This is a genomic window from Janthinobacterium sp. 35 (assembly GCF_002754575.1).
GTDB lineage: Bacteria > Pseudomonadota > Gammaproteobacteria > Burkholderiales > Burkholderiaceae_D > Janthinobacterium > Janthinobacterium tructae.
Map to the genome: position 1 here is coordinate 2,428,560 of NZ_PEFN01000001.1, position 17,260 is coordinate 2,445,819.

Annotated in this window: 16 protein-coding genes; 5 read left to right on the top strand and 11 right to left on the bottom strand. The window is 62.6% G+C overall.

Annotated features, from left to right (window positions below; translation table 11 throughout):
• Positions 1-67: 67 nt before the first annotated feature.
• Entirely contained in the window at positions 68-652 is a 585-nt protein-coding gene (locus tag CLU93_RS10885; protein WP_099761076.1) for a hypothetical protein, read from the bottom strand.
• 324 nt (positions 653-976) lie between these two features.
• Here CLU93_RS10885 and CLU93_RS10890 point away from each other — a divergent pair, with 324 nt between their 5' ends.
• From CLU93_RS10890 to ybaL, 3 genes are all read left to right on the top strand, one after another.
• Positions 977-2,419: a S41 family peptidase gene (locus CLU93_RS10890; protein WP_099761077.1), complete on the top strand. Its 1,443-nt coding sequence runs from the start codon at positions 977-979 to the stop codon at positions 2,417-2,419.
• Positions 2,420-2,596: 177 nt separating this feature from the next.
• The gene (locus CLU93_RS10895; RefSeq protein WP_099761078.1) at positions 2,597-3,718 is read left to right on the top strand and encodes a beta-ketoacyl-ACP synthase III; all 1,122 of its coding nucleotides are present in this window, start codon (positions 2,597-2,599) and stop codon (positions 3,716-3,718) included.
• 210 nt (positions 3,719-3,928) lie between these two features.
• Entirely contained in the window at positions 3,929-5,638 is a 1,710-nt protein-coding gene (gene ybaL, locus CLU93_RS10900) for a YbaL family putative K(+) efflux transporter (protein WP_099761079.1), read from the top strand.
• Between the two features lie 80 nt (positions 5,639-5,718).
• Here ybaL and CLU93_RS10905 read toward each other — a convergent pair whose 3' ends face one another.
• On the bottom strand, positions 5,719-7,764 hold the full coding sequence (locus tag CLU93_RS10905; protein WP_099761080.1) for an NADPH-dependent 2,4-dienoyl-CoA reductase: 2,046 nt from the start codon (positions 7,762-7,764) through the stop codon (positions 5,719-5,721).
• Between the two features lie 159 nt (positions 7,765-7,923).
• On the opposite strand from CLU93_RS10905, the gene CLU93_RS10910 reads away from it, so the two are divergent.
• Positions 7,924-8,505 (top strand): SRPBCC family protein, encoded by a 582-nt coding sequence (locus CLU93_RS10910; protein ID WP_257224931.1) that lies wholly within the window; start codon positions 7,924-7,926, stop codon positions 8,503-8,505.
• 1 nt (position 8,506) lies between these two features.
• Here the strand turns inward: CLU93_RS10910 and CLU93_RS10915 are convergent, their stop codons facing one another.
• The 4 genes from CLU93_RS10915 to CLU93_RS10930 form a co-directional block, all read right to left on the bottom strand.
• Positions 8,507-8,962, bottom strand: a complete 456-nt coding sequence (locus CLU93_RS10915; RefSeq protein ID WP_096233096.1) for a hypothetical protein — start codon at positions 8,960-8,962, stop codon at positions 8,507-8,509.
• Between the two features lie 45 nt (positions 8,963-9,007).
• A complete protein-coding gene (locus CLU93_RS10920) occupies positions 9,008-9,448 on the bottom strand; it encodes a DUF2721 domain-containing protein (RefSeq protein WP_071079926.1) in 441 nt (146 codons plus the stop codon).
• Between the two features lie 112 nt (positions 9,449-9,560).
• Complete coding sequence (gene pip / locus CLU93_RS10925; RefSeq protein ID WP_099761082.1) at positions 9,561-10,517, bottom strand: prolyl aminopeptidase; 957 nt, start codon at positions 10,515-10,517, stop codon at positions 9,561-9,563.
• 78 nt (positions 10,518-10,595) lie between these two features.
• Positions 10,596-11,078 carry an Lrp/AsnC family transcriptional regulator gene (locus CLU93_RS10930; RefSeq protein ID WP_034752896.1) on the bottom strand — a complete coding sequence of 161 codons (483 nt, stop codon included), beginning with the start codon at positions 11,076-11,078 and terminating at the stop codon, positions 10,596-10,598.
• Positions 11,079-11,243: 165 nt separating this feature from the next.
• Here CLU93_RS10930 and CLU93_RS10935 point away from each other — a divergent pair, with 165 nt between their 5' ends.
• On the top strand, positions 11,244-11,864 hold the full coding sequence (locus tag CLU93_RS10935) for a LysE family translocator (RefSeq protein WP_243420088.1): 621 nt from the start codon (positions 11,244-11,246) through the stop codon (positions 11,862-11,864).
• On the opposite strand, the gene CLU93_RS10940 is transcribed toward CLU93_RS10935, so the two are convergent.
• The 5 genes from CLU93_RS10940 to CLU93_RS10960 all read right to left on the bottom strand — a co-directional run bounded on the left by CLU93_RS10940 (position 11,801) and on the right by CLU93_RS10960 (position 17,223).
• A complete protein-coding gene (locus tag CLU93_RS10940; protein WP_133250684.1) occupies positions 11,801-13,237 on the bottom strand; it encodes a hypothetical protein in 1,437 nt (478 codons plus the stop codon). The genes CLU93_RS10935 and CLU93_RS10940 overlap by 64 nt on opposite strands.
• A 118-nt stretch (positions 13,238-13,355) precedes the next feature.
• Positions 13,356-14,096, bottom strand: coding sequence for an acetoacetyl-CoA reductase (phbB, locus tag CLU93_RS10945; RefSeq protein WP_096233088.1), 741 nt, complete (start codon positions 14,094-14,096; stop codon positions 13,356-13,358).
• A 212-nt stretch (positions 14,097-14,308) separates the two neighbouring features.
• Positions 14,309-15,487 carry an acetyl-CoA C-acetyltransferase gene (locus CLU93_RS10950; RefSeq protein ID WP_099761085.1) on the bottom strand — a complete coding sequence of 393 codons (1,179 nt, stop codon included), beginning with the start codon at positions 15,485-15,487 and terminating at the stop codon, positions 14,309-14,311.
• A 212-nt stretch (positions 15,488-15,699) separates the two neighbouring features.
• Complete coding sequence (locus CLU93_RS10955) at positions 15,700-16,185, bottom strand: phasin family protein (RefSeq protein WP_099761086.1); 486 nt, start codon at positions 16,183-16,185, stop codon at positions 15,700-15,702.
• Positions 16,186-16,314: 129 nt separating this feature from the next.
• Positions 16,315-17,223, bottom strand: a complete 909-nt coding sequence (locus CLU93_RS10960; RefSeq protein WP_099761087.1) for a LysR family transcriptional regulator — start codon at positions 17,221-17,223, stop codon at positions 16,315-16,317.
• Between the last annotated feature and the right edge of the window lie 37 nt (positions 17,224-17,260).

Here is a 17,260-nt window from a genome sequence, read left to right on the forward strand (position 1 = left end):
ATAGCCCGCCGCGCCAGGCGCTGCAGGAATGTAGCACGCGAGCATGCCATTTGGCCATCCTTGCCCCTCAGTTGCCGGGCAACGTCATGCCGGCGCCGCCGCTACCCATGCTCACGCCCGCGCCGCCCATGCCTCCCTTGCCGCCCTTGCGCGCGCTGCGTTCGCCAGCGGGCGCGCCGCGCGATTCACTGCGGGGCGCGGCGGCATCCATCACGCGCGCCATCTGGCCGGCGATGAACTGGGCCACCGCCTGGCGCTGCTGTTCGTCCAGGGCATCGTTGACGCTGAGCCACCATTCGCGCAGCTGCTTTTCTTCGGCCAGGCTCTGCGTGCTTTCCGTGTCCAGGCCCGCGAGCATGTCGCGCAACTCCAGCCGGGGCGTTTGCAAGCCCTGCGTCACAGCCGCTTGCAAGCGTTCACGGCGCACCTTGCGTTCGCGCAAGAGTTGACGGGTTTTTCCTTCCACCTGCTGCCACAAGGTGGTTTGATTCGCATTGAGTTTCAATTCCATCCTGAAATCGGGGGCCATCGGCAGCAAGTCTTCCAGGCGCATCTCGGCAATCGGCACGGCCGAAACGGTCAAGGCGGTGGTGCCCAGCAGGAAAGCCAGGCTGAGGCGGCGCACGGCGGGGAAAAAGGTCAGCGATGTCATGGGGGCTCCGGATAAAAAAAAGCCTGCGTCCGCAGACGCAGGCAAAACCACTTTGGGTCGAGAATGCGAGTCTACTATAGGGCCGCCGCACACGCTTTTTTTCGACTCTTACAAATGCTTACTCCCCTCAAGAGTAACTATACATCGCATACAAAACCGCAACATATGGCAAGCTGACAGCCCCGCTTTCGCGCGTAGCCTGGACCCAGGCACGCTTTTTCCACGGCCGGCCCACGCCGGCAGAGATTCAGGTCTATACTTTCAACAAAGCGCCGCTCCACGGGGACTGGCGCTTGTGCAAGACACGCTAGCTGCAAAGGTGCAATGATGGGCAAACTCAAAAATACCGGCTTGATTGGCCTGGGCGTGGTGGCCGGCGTCGCCGTGTCGCTGCAATTTTCAGCCATGGCGCAAAAGACCGTCGAGCCGCCCCTGCCGCTGGAAGAGTTGCGCCAATTGGCCGATGTGTTTGGCCTGATCAAGTCCGATTACGTCGAGCCGGTGGAAGACAAGAAACTGCTGGAAGACGCCATTTCCGGCATGGTCGCCTCGCTCGACCCCCATTCCGCCTACCTCGACAAGAAAGCCTACGCCGAGCTGCGCGAAGGCTCCGAAGGCAAGTTCGTCGGCCTGGGCATTGAAATTGGCCTGAGCGAAGACGGCTACATCAAGATCGTCTCGCCCATCGAGGATTCACCCGCCTACCGCGCCGGCATCAAGGCCGGAGACCTCATCACACGCCTGGATGGCCAGCCCGTGAAAGGCGTCAGCCTGGACGACAGCGTCAAGCGCATGCGCGGCGAACCGGGCACCAAGGTGACGCTGACCATTGCCCGCAAGGATGAACCGCAGCCACTGGCCTTCACCATCACGCGCGAGGAAATCCATCAAAAGAGCGTCAAGGCGAAGATGGTCGAGCCGGGCTACGCCTGGCTGCGCGTATCGCAATTCCAGGAACCGACCGTCGACGACATGGCCGCACAGATCACGGCACTATATCAACAAGATCCGAACATCAAGGGCATGGTGCTGGACCTGCGCAACGATCCGGGCGGCGTGCTGCAAGGTGCCATCGGCGTCTCGGCCGCCTTCCTGCCGAAGGACGCTGCCATTGTGTCGACCAACGGCCAGTTGCCGGACTCGAAACAGGTGTTCTATGGCCGCGCCGAATACTATACCTTCCGCGCGGAAGGCGATGCGCTGGCGAAATTGCCGGCCGCTATCAAGAAAGTGCCGCTGGTGGTGCTGGTCAACACGGGGTCGGCCTCGGCGTCGGAAATCGTCGCCGGTGCCCTGCAGGATTACCAGCGCGCCACCATCATCGGCACGCCAACCTTCGGCAAGGGTTCCGTGCAAACCATCCGCCAGTTGACGGCCGACACGGCCGTCAAACTGACGACGGCCCGCTACTACACGCCGAACGGCCGCTCGATCCAGGCCAAGGGCATCGTGCCCGACCTGCTGGTCGATGAAAATGCGGACGGCGACGGCCTGAACGGCTTGCGCATCCGCGAAGCTGACCTGACCAAGCACCTGAGCAACGACCGCGACCAGGAAAGTACCAAGGCGGCCCCCGTCAACGACGAGATGGAAGAGCAATTGCGCATCATCGCCCTGGAAAAGACCCGCAAGCCGCTGGAATTTGGCAGCAAGGACGATTTCCAATTGCACCAGGCGCTCAATCACCTGAAGGGTTTGCCGGTGCAACTGGCCAAGGCCGAACCGGTGGTGGTGCAAGCCGATGTCAAGAAAGAACAGAAGAAGTAAACAGCACAGCCAGGGGGGCGCCATGCCCCCCGATAACAGGTCCACGCGACAAAAATCAATCTTCCGCCACACTTCCCCGTCTCGCGCAACACGAAACTCTCTACAGTCGAGCCCGTTTGTGTAAAATTTGCTTCACTTATCGGCAACGCGCCGATTGCCAAATTTGAAAGTTTAACCATGAAACAAGTCGTCATCAGCGGTACCGGACTGTACACGCCGCCATTTTCGATCTCCAACGAAGAGCTGGTCACCTGCTTCAATGCTTACGCGGAAAAGTTCAATGCCGACAACGCCGACGCGATCGCCGCAGGCACGGTGACGGCGCTGGAGCTGTCGAGCGTGGCCTTCATCGAAAAGGCATCCGGCATCAAGTCGCGCTTCGTGATGGAAAAGGAAGGCATCCTCGATCCGGCGCGCATGGTCTCGCGCATCCCGGAACGGGGCGATGACGAACTGTCCTTGCAGGCGGAAATGGCGGTCGCCGCCGCGCGCGATGCGCTGGCGCGCGCCGGCCGCACACCGGCCGACATCGACATGGTGCTCGTGGCGTGCAGCAATATGCAGCGCGCCTATCCCGCCATGGCCGTGGAAGTGCAGGATGCGCTGGGCATCGACGGGTATGGTTTTGACATGAACGTGGCGTGTTCGTCCGCCACCTTCGGCATCCAGCAAGCCGTGGCCGCCGTGCAAAGCGGCCAGGCGCGCGCCGTGCTGGTGTTGAATCCCGAAATCACCAGCGGCCACCTGAACTGGCGCGACCGCGACAGCCATTTCATTTTCGGCGACGCCTGCACCGCCATCATCGTCGAAGCCAAGGACACGGCCGTCTCTACGCACCAGTTCGAGATCATCGGCACGGAACTCAAAACGCGCTTCTCTAACGCCATCCGCAACAATTTCGGCTTCCTCAACCGTTTTGACGAGTCCGGCGTGGGCAAGGTCGACAAATTGTTCCGCCAGCAAGGCCGCAAAGTCTTCAAGGAAGTGTGCCCGATGGCGGCCGAGATGATCAAGGCGACCCTGGCCAAGGCCGGCGTGGAAGTGGCGCAAGTCTCCCGCTACTGGCTGCACCAGGCCAACCTGAACATGAACCTGCTGATCGCGCGCCTGATCCTGGGCCGCGACGCCGAGGCCAACGAAGCGCCCGTGATCCTCGACACCTACGCCAACACCTCGTCGGCCGGTTCCATCATCGCCTTCCATACCTATCAGGATGACATGGCGGCGGGCGCCATGGGCGTCATCTGCTCGTTCGGCGCCGGCTATTCCATCGGCTGCGTGGTCGTGCGCAAGGTGTAAGCATTGGGAGCGATCTGCGCCTGATTGCCACAATTAGGCGCAGATCGCAGTCGATGGCATGCGTTCAGTGCCAGCTGGTCGAAGATATAGCGCAAATTTTTTGTAAAAAAAGCGGCAGGAACATTCCAGCCGCAGCTTTGTTGCGTTTATACTCGATCGCTGAACACCCTCTTTTTCCATCCGCACGTCCCCATAAGGAACCCACCACGCATGCCCCATGACATCAGTCTGATCACCACCATCGCCGCCGCCCTCGGGTTCGGCCTCATCTTCGGCTTCATCGCCGCGCGCCTGAAACTGCCGGCATTGGTCGGCTATCTGGCCGCCGGCATCATCATCGGACCGGCCACACCCGGTTTTGTGGCGAATGCGGAAATTGCGGGGCAATTGGCGGAGATCGGGGTGATGCTGATGATGTTTGGTGTCGGCCTGCACTTTTCCATCGACGATTTGTGGGACGTGCGCAAGATTGCGCTACCCGGCGCCGTCCTGCAGATCGGCGTCGCCACGGCGATGGGCATGGGCCTGGCCCACTGGTGGGGCTGGACCCTCGGTGGCGGACTGGTCTTTGGCTTGGCCCTGTCCGTGGCCAGTACCGTGGTGCTGCTGCGCGCACTGGAAGAGCGGGGCATCCTCGACTCGCTCAATGGCCGCATCGCCGTCGGCTGGCTGGTGGTGGAAGACCTCGTCACGGTATTGGTGCTGGTGCTGCTGCCGGCGTTCGCCGGTGTGCTCGGCGGCAAGGTCGCGCCGGATGCCGAGGCCACCAGCCTGTGGCAAACCCTGGCCGTGACCTTGGGGCAAGTAGCCGGTTTCATCGTCTTCATGCTGGTGGTGGGCCGCAAGCTGTTCCCATGGATTTTGTGGCAAGTGGCGCGCACCGGTTCGCGCGAACTGTTTACCCTGTGCGTGATCGCCGCCGCCGTCGGCATCGCCTACGCTTCCACCAAGCTGTTCGGCGTGTCGTTCGCGCTGGGCGCCTTCTTCGCTGGCATGGTGCTGCGCGAGTCCGAACTCAGTCATCGCGCCGCGGAAGAGTCCTTGCCCCTGCGCGACGCGTTTGCCGTGCTGTTCTTCGTTTCCGTCGGCATGCTGTTCGAGCCGAATATCCTCATCGACAAGCCGCTGCAAGTGCTGGCCGTGTGCGCCATCATTATCTTCGGCAAGTCCATCGCCGCCTTCTTGCTGGTGATGGCCCTGCGCTATCCGCCGAAAACCGCCATCATCGTCTCGGCCAGCCTGGCGCAGATCGGTGAATTCTCGTTCATCCTGGCGGCCCTGGGCCTGTCCCTGGGCCTGATGCCGCAGGAAGGGCAAAGCCTGATCCTGGCCGGCGCCATCCTGTCGATCGCCCTCAACCCGCTGGTGTTCAGCATGGCCAAGCCGCTGCTGCGCGTGATCGGCAACAGCGATTTCGCGCGCAAGTTCGAACGCACGACGGACCCGCTGGCCGAGCTGCCGATGACGGTGCCGCAGGAAAAGCTGTCGGGCCAGATCGTGCTGGTCGGCTACGGCCGCGTGGGCCGGCGCATCGCCGCCGCCCTGATGGAACGGGGCATTCATTTTGTCGTCGCCGAAGAAAACCGCGAAATCGTCGACCAGCTGCGCAAGCAGGGCATTCCGGCCGTGGCCGGCAATGCGGGTGAACCGGCCGTATTGATCCAGGCGCACATCACGCACGCCACCATGCTCGTCATCGCCACGCCCGATACCTTCCACGTGCGCGCCATGATCGAGACGGCGCGCGCGCTGAACCCCGCCATCCTGACGGTGGTGCGCACGCACAGCGAGGAAGAGGCGGAATTGCTGCGCGCGGAAAACGCGGGCAAGGTGTTTATCGGCGAGCACGAACTGGCCAATGGCATGGCCGAGCACGTGCTGCAGAGTTTTGAGACGGCGAAGAAGGGGCATGGCCATTAAGGTTCTTTGAGGCCGAACCTCCAGCCCATGCAAATGCCGGGGTCGGTCCCTGAGGGTCCGACCCCAGTTTTTTTCAGGGTTTACAAACGCGCCGCCAGCTCCGCGCCTTCCCGTATGGCCCGCTTGGCGTCGAGTTCCGCCGCCAGCGCGGCGCCACCGATTTTATGGAAGCGCGGGCCGCCCGCCTGTAAGGGCTTGCCATCCTTGTCGACCGGCGGCATGAGTTCCGTCAAGCTGTCCTGGCCCGCGCAGATGACCACGTTGTCCACCGCCAGCAGGCGCTGCTCGCCGCCCACGGTGATGTGCAAACCCTGCGCGTCGATCTTGTCGTAGCTCACGCCGGCCAGCATGGCCACGCCGTTTCTCGCCAGGGCCGCGCGGTGCACCCAGCCCGAGGTCTTGCCCAGGCCCGCGCCCACTTTCGACGTCTTGCGCTGCAACAGGAAAATCTGCCGCACGGGTGCAGGCGCCACCGGCGGCACCAGACCGCCGCCGCTCGCTGCATTCAAGTCCACGCCCCACTCGCCCGCCCACGTCGCCACGGATTGCGGCAGCGGGTGCGCCGGGTCGTGCAGCAAATACTCGCCCACATCGAAGCCGATGCCGCCCGCGCCGATGATGGCCACGCGCGCGCCCACGGGCTTCTTGGCTTGCAGCACATCCAGATACGACAGCACTTTCGGATGCTCGATACCGGGAATGGCCGGCAGGCGCACCTTGATGCCGGTAGCGACGATGACGTCGTCATAGCCGCCGGCCAGCAATTGCTCGCGCGTCACGCGCTGGCCCAGGCGCACCTTGACTTCCAGCAGCGCCAGCCGACGGGCAAAGTAGCGGATGGTTTCCGTAAATTCTTCCTTGCCCGGTATCTGCATGGCCACCTTGAACTGGCCGCCCACGCTGTCGCTGCTGTCGAACAGGGTCACCTCGTGCCCGCATTCGGCGGCCACGCAGGCGGCCGACAGGCCGGCCGGCCCGGCGCCGACGACGGCCACCCGGCGCGGCACGGCCTTTTTCGCGTAAACAAGTTCCGTTTCATGGCAGGCGCGCGGGTTGACCAGACAGCTGGCGCGCTTGTTGGCAAAGGTGTGGTCGAGACACGCCTGGTTGCAGCCGATGCAGGTGTTGATTTCGTCGGCGCGGCCTGCAGCGGCCTTGGCGACAAAGTCAGGGTCGGCCAGGAACGGTCGCGCCATCGACACCAGGTCGCAGTCGCCGCGTTCCAGGATGGCGTTGGCTTCATGCGGCATATTGATGCGGTTCGAGGCCACCACGGGAATGCTCACTTCGCGGCGCAAGCGGCCCGCCACACTGGCGAAGGCGGCGCGCGGCACCGAGGTGACGATGGTGGGCACCCTTGCCTCATGCCAGCCGAAGCCCGTATTGAGAATGGTCACGCCGGCCTGCTCCAGCGCCTTGGCGACCGTCACCACATCGTCCCAGGTATTGCCGCCCTCGACCAGGTCGAGCAGGGAATGGCGGTACATGATGATGAAGTTGGGGCCGACGGCGGCGCGGATGCGGCGCACGATCTCCACGGGCAGGCGCATGCGGTTCTCGATCGTGCCGCCCCAGCGGTCCTGGCGAAGATTCGTGCGCGCGCACAGAAACTGGTTCAGCAGATAACCCTCGCTGCCCATCACTTCGATGCCATCGTAGCCGGCCTTTTGCGCCAGGCGCGCGCAGCGCACGTAGTCGCAGATGGTGCGCTCGATGCCCCGCTCGCTCAAGGGACGCGGGCGGAACGGCGAGATCGGCGATTTTTTCGCCGATGCCGAGACGACGAACGGCTGATAGCCATAGCGGCCCGCATGCAGGATCTGCATGACGATCTTGCCGCCCTCCTCGTGCACGGCGCGCGTCACCTTGCGGTGATTCGGCACGTCGCCGAGGAAATTGAGGGTACCGCCGAACGGCAGCAGCCAGCCCTGGCGGTTCGGCGAGATGCCGCCCGTGACGATCAGCCCGACGCCACCGCGTGCCCGTTCGCGGTAAAAGGCGGCCAGCTTGCCATAATGATAGAACCGGTCTTCCAGGCCCGTATGCATGGATCCCATGATGACGCGGTTGCGCAAAGAGGTAAAACCCAGGTCGAGCGGGGCCAGCAGATGGGGATAGGCAGTCATGGTCGGTCCGATAGATGGTGGTATGCAGGCCGTACGGTAACAAGCATTGCTGGCTACCGCAGTGTATTTCTCTAGACCGGGAGTTCTAAATCGCCGGACGCGCCCGCCGGCGATGGGTACAGCTTGTGCCGGGCGCTAGTTTCCCGTAGGCTAGGTGGCATGAAGCGACTCTTCCTCTGCCTGCTGATGCTGTGCGCCGTCCCCGCGACCGCGCTGGCACAGGCGATACGCCTGGACAAGCTGAAGGTCGAGGTCAAGCGCATCGAGGTCGACGGGCAGCGCATGTATGAAGTCGATGCCAGCGGCAGCGTGCAGGCGCCGCCGACGTCCGTGTGGAAGACCCTGACCACCTACGAGCGCATGCATGAATTCGTGCCCGACCTCAGTTCCTGCCGCGTGCTGTCGCGCAATGGCAATGAAGTCATCATCGAGCAGCAGGGCATGGCGCGCTTCCTGTTCATGAACCACGCCATCCGCCTGGTGGTGCGGGCCACGGAAACGCCGTTCACGGCCATCGACATCGCCCTGATCTCCGGCGACATGCGGCATTACGAATCGCGCTGGAATCTGTATCCCATCCCCGAGACGGGCGGCACCCGCATCGTCTTTTCCAGCCGGCTGATGCCGGGCTTCTATGTGCCCGGCATGCTGGGCACGACCATGATACGCGGCGATATCGAGCGCATGATGGCGGCCGTGCTGGCGCGTATCGACAGCCAGCACGCGGAAAAGGCAGGCTAAATCAAGCCAGATACGTATCGCGGTCGCGGATTTCCGCGAAATTTTCCAGGCTGCCCAGTTTGACCGTGACGGGGTTCAGGCTGGCCTGCGGCTGCATCGAGCGCCAGGCGAACAGCCATTCCTGCTCGGGCGCTTCGGCGCGCGTCTTGGTGAAGGTCGCGCCCAGGGCCGCGCGCTGGCCGTATTCGACGACGCCGTCGATGCCGGCCCAGCTGGGCAAGGTGCGCTGCACGGCGCGGTGCAGGCGTTCGCCGAATTCTTCCGTGTTATGGATGATCAAACAGGCGTCGGCCGGAGCGAACAGGTCGAACAGGTGCTTGTCCCACACTTGCGAAAAGCTGAGGGTCAGGCAATTGCCCGCTGGTATCAGACGGAACTGGCCCAGGCTCAGCGCCAGCTCGAGTTCGCTGCGCTGGCCGTAGCGGTGCAGGGTGGGGGGACGTTTGTAATCGTGCATGCTTGACTCGTTCTTAATATGGAAGGTAAAAGCGGCGCTGCCCGCCTAGCGGGGCGGGCGAATATGGCGCCGGATGCGCTGGGCAGTGGCGGCCAGGTAAATCTCGCGCAGCAAATAGGTGAAGCAACCGATCAGGCAAATCACGGCCAGCACGAAGAACACGGCGATGTATTTATCCAGCGTCAGGTTCATGATATCGCCCAGAAACAGCATGGCGATGATGATGCAGACGAAGAAACCGCAGGCCGTGCTCAGCGAGATCGAATAATTGATCAGATGGGTACGCGTATACAGCGTATCTAACTCATCCATATAGAAATCGTTGTAACCGATGTCGAGCCGGTCTTCCAGCACGCGGGTGCGGTCGATGATGCGGCCCAGGCGGTTGGTCAGCACGACCAGCATGGTGCCGATGCCGGTCAGCAGGAAAACCGGCGCAATCGCCAGCTGGATGATATGGCCGATGTCGCCGATCTGTATGTTCATGGATAAAAAGTCGTGGGTTCACACCGACGCCCGATCCTGGCGCCAGCACAGGCCGTAGTGTAGCAGGTGGTGCACACCGGCTGGCCGCTTTGCCAACCGGCGTGTTGAAATGTCATGCGAAGCCGCGCCCCGGGACGAAGCGCTCGGTGGCGCGCACCAGCGCCGAAGCGATACCGTGCTCGAGCGCGCCATGGCCCGCGTCCGGTATCATCTCGAGCTGCGCGCCGGGCCAGGCCTGCTGCAGGCGGTAGGCCGACAGCGGCGGGCAGATGGCGTCGTAGCGTCCCTGCACGATGACGGCCGGCAAGTGCGCGATGCGCCCCATGTTGCGGATCAGCTGGTCTTCCTCGAAGAAACCGAGATTGGCCATGTAATGCGATTCGAGCCTGCCCACGCCCAGGTCCAGCGCATCGTTCGGCGCATCTTCCGGCTGTGGCATCAGGTACACGCGGCGGCCCTCGAAGCGGCTCCAGGCGCGCGCGGCAGGCCAGTACACGGCAGGATCGCTGCTGAGGATGCGTTGCACGTAGGCGGCCAGCAAGTCACCCCGCTCCTCTGCCGGAATGGGCGCGGCAAATTCTGCGTACAGTTCCGGATAGAACCAGCGTACGCCTTCGATGAACCAGTCGATTTCCGCCTGCGTGCACAAAAAGATGCCGCGCAGCACGAAACCGAGGCAAGCCGCCGGATGCGCCTGGCCATACGCCAGCGCCAGGGTCGAACCCCAGGAGCCGCCAAACACCAGCCATTGATCGATGCCGAACTGGGCGCGCAGCACTTCGATATCGTCGATCAGCAGCTGCGTCGTATTGTTGCGCCATTCACCCAGCGGCGTGGACTTGCCGGCGCCGCGCTGGTCGAACAGGATCACGCGGTAGCGCTGCGGGTCAAAAAAACGGCGGTGCTGCGGCGACAGGCCCGCGCCCGGGCCGCCATGCAGGAACAGCACGGGAATACCGTCGGGATTGCCGCACTCTTCCCAGTAAATGGTGTGGATGTCATCGACCGCCAGCATGCCGTGCCGGTTCGGCGTCAGGGCGGGAAACAGGGGGGACAAAGAATCGGGCATGGCGGTCCTCAGAATGGCAGTCGGGGCGCCAGGCACGAATCCTGGCAATTGTTCCAATTATAGTGTGCCCCCGGCGCCTCAGGCCAGCAGCAAGGGCAGGCGGTTCGACGACTTGATTTCGCGCATCGACAGGCTGGACTGGATTTCCGCCACGCCGGGCAAGCGGCGCAACACCGTCGAGACGAATTCGCCATACGCTTCCAGGTCGCGCGCCACCACTTGCAGGAAATAATCGGCTTCGCCCGCCACATTGTGGCACGACAATATCTCGGGTATCGTCGCGATCGCCTGCTCGAACTGCGACGGCTGCTCGCCGCCATGGTTGGCAAACACGACCCGTACAAATGCCACCAGGCCGATGCCCAGTTTCTTGCGGTTGAGCAAAGCCTGGTAGCCGGTAATAAAGCCTTCCTCTTCCAGGCGGCGCAGGCGGCGCCAGACGGGGGTTTCACTGAGCTTCAAGCGCTCGGCCAGGCGCGCGTTGGACAGCCTTCCTTCATCCTGCAACAGCCTGAGTATCTGCAAATCGGTCGCGTCGAGGCTAACTTCTGAAATTTTCATCTATTTTTTGTTTTTATAGGAGTGGAATCTACCCGAATACTAGGGCATGCAGGGCAGGAAAAGCAAGCACATTTCATCGCGACAAGAACATAATGGGCCCCGGCGAGCATGCGGCAAACTGCCGTTGCTCCCGCCCTTACTTTTTGCCTGTGACCGAGCTGCACCATGTCCGATTCTACCTTCCTGATGTACCTGCTGGCACTGACCGGCGCCTTTTTATTACCGGGCCCCGACATGGCGCTGGTGCTGGCGACGGGCGCCGCGCGCGGCGTGGCCACGGCGCTGGTGACGGCGCTGGGCATCGCCGGCGCGCGCGCCGTGCACGTGGCACTGTCGGGCGCGGGCCTGGCGGCATTGATGGTCACGCATCCGCAAGCCTTGCAGTGGGTCAAATGGGCGGGCGCCGCGTATCTGCTGTATCTGGCGCTGCGCCTGCTGCAGTCGGCCCTGTCGAAAAAGACGGCACAGGAAGAAACCGCCCCCGCCACGGCGCACGGCGCCCGCGCCAGCCTGGTGCGCGGCTTCCTGACGAATCTGCTCAATCCGAAGGCACTGCTATTTTGCAGCATGTTCCTGCCGCAATTCGTCGTCGGCAGCGAGCACGTTGGCATGCAATACCTGCGTCTGGGCGCGGTCCTGGTGCTGGTGGGCTTGCTGTTCGATGCCCTGTACGCCGTGCTGGCCGCGCGCCTGGCGCGCCGCCTGCGCGGCAAACCTTCGCCTTACGGCAAGTTCGTGCTGCCCACCGTCTTCGTCTTGCTGGCCGGGCGGCTGGTGCTGGGTTGAACGTCAGGCGCAAGCGCCGCCCCGCCGGCAAAAAAGGCGGGATAGTCGTGCAACAGGCTGCGCTCCAAATCGTTGACCTTGCGAAATTGCCGCAGCGACGGCGCCATGGCCCGGCCCGCATCCCAGCTGCGCCAGGCGTTCGGCGCATCGAATTGCGCGTATAGCGCGTCGCCCAGGTCCTGGTACGCGGCCGCCATGTGCGGCTTGGCCTGCAGTACTTGCAGATACAAGGCCATCGCTGCCTGCCGTTGCCCCAGTTTGGCGCGCAGATTTCCCTCGAACAAAGCCAGTACCGGCTGCTCCAGGCCGTGCTGCTGGCGCAAGCCCTGCACGGTGGCCAGCGCGGCCTGAATGCCTTCCTTGTCCTTGGCCAGCAGTGCCCGCGTCAAGTCATGGATGGGCTGGCACGCCTGCATGGCCAGTTGCTGCTGCGGCGACAGTTTGTCGACCAGCGCCCCCGTGGAAAAATGATCTTCCAACATGCTCAAAAAAGCCTCGAAGGGTTTTTCTGCCGCAAACAGGCGCTCCGCTTCGACGCGCAGCGCCGGATGCTCCTCGGGTCCCAGCGGCGGCAACCGCGCCGCCTGCGCCAGCACGCGTTCGAGCACCGGTGCATCGGCGGCCAGCGGGCGGGGCCGGTAGGCGGCCAGGGAATACGTGGCGGGCGCGCCCGCCGTCATGGCGCTGATACGGAAATGGCGCGCGACTTTGCCAGCCATCTGCTGGTGATGCAAGGTGAATGCGGCGGGAATGCGCTTGCCGTCGGCCAGCATTTTCAGCACCAGCGGATGACACCCCCAGGTGTAGCGCAAATACTGGGCAAACGCCGTCGCATCGTCGCCGCTGACGGGGCTTCCAGCAATATCCAGGCGCAGCAGGGGCTGCTCATCGAGCGACCACAGTACGGCGCCGTCGAGCACTTGTGGCAGCAAGGGTCCTCGCCGCTTGTTGTCCAGCACCGACAACGCTTGTTCCTCATACACAGGCGGCGTTGCGTGCTGTTCAAGGCCGCTCAGCTTCAACATGCCGGCGATCCCCTGCCGGTGGTGCAGCTCGGCGGCGCGAGAACCCGCCACGTCGAACAGCGAATACGTGTCGTAGGTGGACGCCGCCGTATCGATCATGTAGCGGCGGCGCGTGGCAAAATCGAGCACGGACAAGGTGTGGCCGTCGCGCACGCTGATGAAATGTTCGCCCAGCACGACGTCGCTGTCCTGCGTCTCGCGCGCGGGCAGGCTGGTGTTCACGCCGGGCTTGTTGACGCGCTCGGTAGTCACCGTGACGTGGAACGCGACGCTGGCCTGGGCCGCGCTGGCGCCCAGGAAAAGGATGGCGGCCACACTGGCGCGACGCAAGGCAGGAACAAGGGGCATGGAGAGTGATGCGGTGAAGAAATGCTGATTCTAAGGCAAATCCCGCACTCCCCTTGTTTTGTTTGCAAGCATAAAAAAAGACAGCCGCAGCTGTCTCTCTGTTTTACCTCAACAACGATTACGACATGTGCTGGCCGCCGTTGATCGAAATATTCGCGCCCGTGACGAACGCGGCTTCATCAGAAGCCAGGTAGGCCACCAGACCGGCCACTTCTTCCGGCTTGCCCAGGCGCGCCATCGGAATTTGCGGGATGATTTTGCTGTCGAGCACTTCCTGTGGAATTGCCATGACCATCTTGGTGCCGATGTAGCCGGGCGAAATGGTGTTGACGGTGACGTTCTTGCGCGCCACTTCCAGCGCCAGCGACTTGGTGAAACCGTGCATGCCGGCTTTCGCGGCCGAATAGTTGGTCTGGCCGAAGGCACCCTTCTGGCCGTTCACGGACGAGATATTGATGATGCGGCCCCAGCCGCGTTCCACCATGCCGTCGCAGACAGGCTTGGTCATGTTGAAAACGGAGTCGAGGTTGGTGCCCATCACGGCATCCCAGTTCGGCTTGTCCATCTTCTTGAACGTCATGTCGCGCGTGATGCCGGCGTTATTCACCAGCACGTCGACAGGACCGATGTCCTTTTCCACGGCAGCCACGCAGGCAGCGGCCGAATCGTAGTCGGCCACGTCGCACGGATACGCCTTGAAGTCATAGCCCATGTCCTTGGTCGTCGCCAGCCAGTCCGCGACCTTCTGATTGCCTGGAGAATAGGTCGTGACCACGCGATAACCGAGCGCCGCCAGCTTGAAACACACCGCTTCGCCCAGACCACCCATGCCACCAGTTACCAATGCAACTCTTGCCATTTTTCATCCCCTCAGTGTCGTTCTATTGCTAAAAAGTTAATTATTTAGGTAAGGCAGTCCACAACCATTGAATCACGGCGGCAAACCGCGCCGCATCCAAGCGTAGCGAGCGGCGATGATTTGCGGCTAAGAAGCGCAACCGTGTTCCAACACGGTGAGCATCGCAGGCCGCAAAGCGCGCCGCGCAGTAGCTTGGGTGCGGTGCCAGCTACTTAGTCGCGCTCGATCGCCAGAGCCACACCCATGCCGCCGCCGATGCACAATGCGGCCAGGCCTTTCTTGGCGTCGCGGCGGATCATTTCGTGGATCAGCGTGACCAGGATGCGCGCGCCGGAGGCGCCGATCGGGTGGCCGATGGCAATCGCGCCGCCGTTCACGTTGATCTTGCTGGTATCCCAGCCCATTTCCTTGTTGACGGCAATCGCTTGCGCGGCAAACGCTTCATTGATTTCCATCAAGTCCAGCTCTTCATGCGTCCAGCCGGCTTTTTTCAGGCACAGACGCGAAGCCGAGACAGGGCCCATGCCCATGACGGCCGGGTCCAGGCCCGACGAGGCGTAAGCCTTGATGCGTGCCAGCGGCTTCAAGCCCAGTTCTTTCGCTTGCGAGGCCGACATCATGATGACGGCGGCGGCGCCATCGTTCAGGCCGGAAGCATTGCCGGCGGTGACGGTACCGTCCTTGGCGAACGCAGGGCGCAGGCCGGTCAGCGATTCCAGGGTCGAGCCGGGCTTGATGTATTCGTCGCTGTCGAAGACCACGGTGCCTTTTTTGTTGGCGATTTCCAGCGGCAGGATTTCATCCTTGAACTTGCCCGCTTTTTGCGCTGCTTCCGCCTTCAGTTGCGACTGCAGCGCGAATTCATCCTGCTCGGCGCGCGTCACTTCGTATTTCTTGGCGACATTTTCCGCCGTGATGCCCATGTGGTACTGGTTGTACACGTCCCACAGGCCGTCGACGATCATGGTGTCGACCATCTTGAAGTCGCCCATGCGGAAACCGTCGCGCGAACCGTTCATCGCGTGCGGCGAGGCGCTCATGTTTTCCTGGCCGCCGGCGATGATGATGTTGGCGTCGCCGCATTTGATCGCTTGCGCCGCCAGGTGCGTGGCCTTCAGGCCGCTGCCGCATACCTTGTTGATGGTGAATGCCGGGATGGAGCTGGGCAAGCCAGCCTTGATGACAGCCTGGCGTGCGGCGTTCTGGCCGACGGCAGCCGTCAGCACCTGGCCCAGGATCGCTTCGCCGATCAGGTTCGGGTCGATGCCGGTTTGTGCCAGCAAGCCCTTGATTACATGCGCGCCCAGTTCGGACGCAGGAATCTTGGCCAGACTGCCACCGAATTTGCCGACTGCGGTACGGCCGGCGGCCACGATTACGACATCATCCATTTATTTCTCCGATATGCAGGCCACGAGGGCCAAGGTGAAGGTGTTAATACAATCCAATGAATCCGGGAAGACACAGCAAGCTGTGTTTCATTCTAGCGTGGCATACGCCACAGTTCCAGCGCCACACCGCAGGCGGCAGCGATGGCGGCCTGCCCTGCGGTGGCGGCGGGCGGCCTGGCGCGGCGGATAGCCGCTGCCGGGCCACGACGCGCCTACGCTTGACGAGCGGGACGCGTGTTTTTATTTTTATCATACCCTTCATCGGCGCCGCTGAAAGTGGTTTTTAGAAAATTATTGAAGGGAATAATCAGGGGCACGGGCGTTTGCTTTACCACCTGCATCAGCTCGCCGAATTTTTGACGCGATGCAGCAAACTCACCCTTTGTCACAGTGTCGAATTTCTCCTGGGTTTCTTGGGCAACATCCTTTGCCTGGCGGCCATATGCACCGATGCGTTCGATGGCCAGTTGCGACTGCGTGCGCGACAGTTCCAGCAGCGCTTGCGTATCCTTCACGGACAGCAGCTGATTGCCCGCCACCGTAGCGGCCGCCAGCGCCGCGCGGGCTGCGTCGAGCTGCAAATCCAGCACGCTGGCGCCGCTCTCGACGGCGGCCTGGGCATACGCTTGCGCGCTGATCAATTGTGCTTCCACCACAGCCTTGCCGGCGAGTGCCCATTGCTCGGAAAATGAAAACATCGTGTTCCTCCCCAAAGAGTAGGCAGCGCCATGTTGCGCCGCACAGTGCTCAACTGTAAGCGGTGGTTCATTGCTAAACCTTGATATTTATCAAGCTTTGCTGTTGGTTTGTTTCCAACTCAACGTTGATCAGGACAACAACTTGATACCGTCAAGCGAGGCCGCGCACTGCTCGCGTATCACGCTGACGAAATCGCGCACATACGCCTTGTCCTGCAACTGCGGTGGCACGGAGACATACAAGTCGCTCCACAGGCCATGCTCGCCCACCGGACGCGCCACCACATAATCGTAATCGACGTAATTCTTGATGGCCCAGTTCGGCAAGGCGGCGATGCCGCGCCGGCTCGCCACCAGTTGCAGCACGGCCACCGTCAGTTCCGCCGTGCGGCGTTCAAACTCGATGCCGGCAGGCCGCAGCACTTCGCGGATCAGATCGATGCGCTCTTCCGGCACGGGATAGGTGATCAGGGTCTCGCCCGTAAAGTCGGCCGCCACGAGCCGGCGCTGCGCCTGCAGCCGGTGCTTCTGCGCCATCACCACCAGCATTTCAAAGCGGAACAGGGGAAACACGGTGAAGTCGGGGCCGTAAGGCGAACCGATCACGAGATCGGCCTCGCCCGAGCGCAGCAAGTCCGCCGGTTCGCTGTGAAAGCCCGACACCAGGTCGATCTCCACTTCCGGCCAGCGCTGGCGGAACGCATCCATCACCGGCATCAGCCAGTCGAAGCAGGTATGGCATTCGAGCGCCACGCGCAGCTGCCCCTTGTCGCCCTGCGACAGGCGCGCCACGTCGCGCTCGGCCAGCTCGATCTCGGGCAGCAGCTTGTCGGCCAGCTCCAGCAGCCGGCTGCCCGTGGCCGTAAACGCGATCGGCATCGACTTGCGTTCGAACAGGGGCGCCTTGTAGCGCTCTTCGAGCAAGCGGATCTGGTGCGACAGCGCCGACTGGGTCAAATTGAGCAGCTGCGCGGCGCGTACCAGGCTGCCGGACGAACGCAAGGCACTCAAGGTGCGCAGGTGGCGGATTTCTAGCATCGGGGAAATGGATTCTGTACGTGAATTATTTTCATGT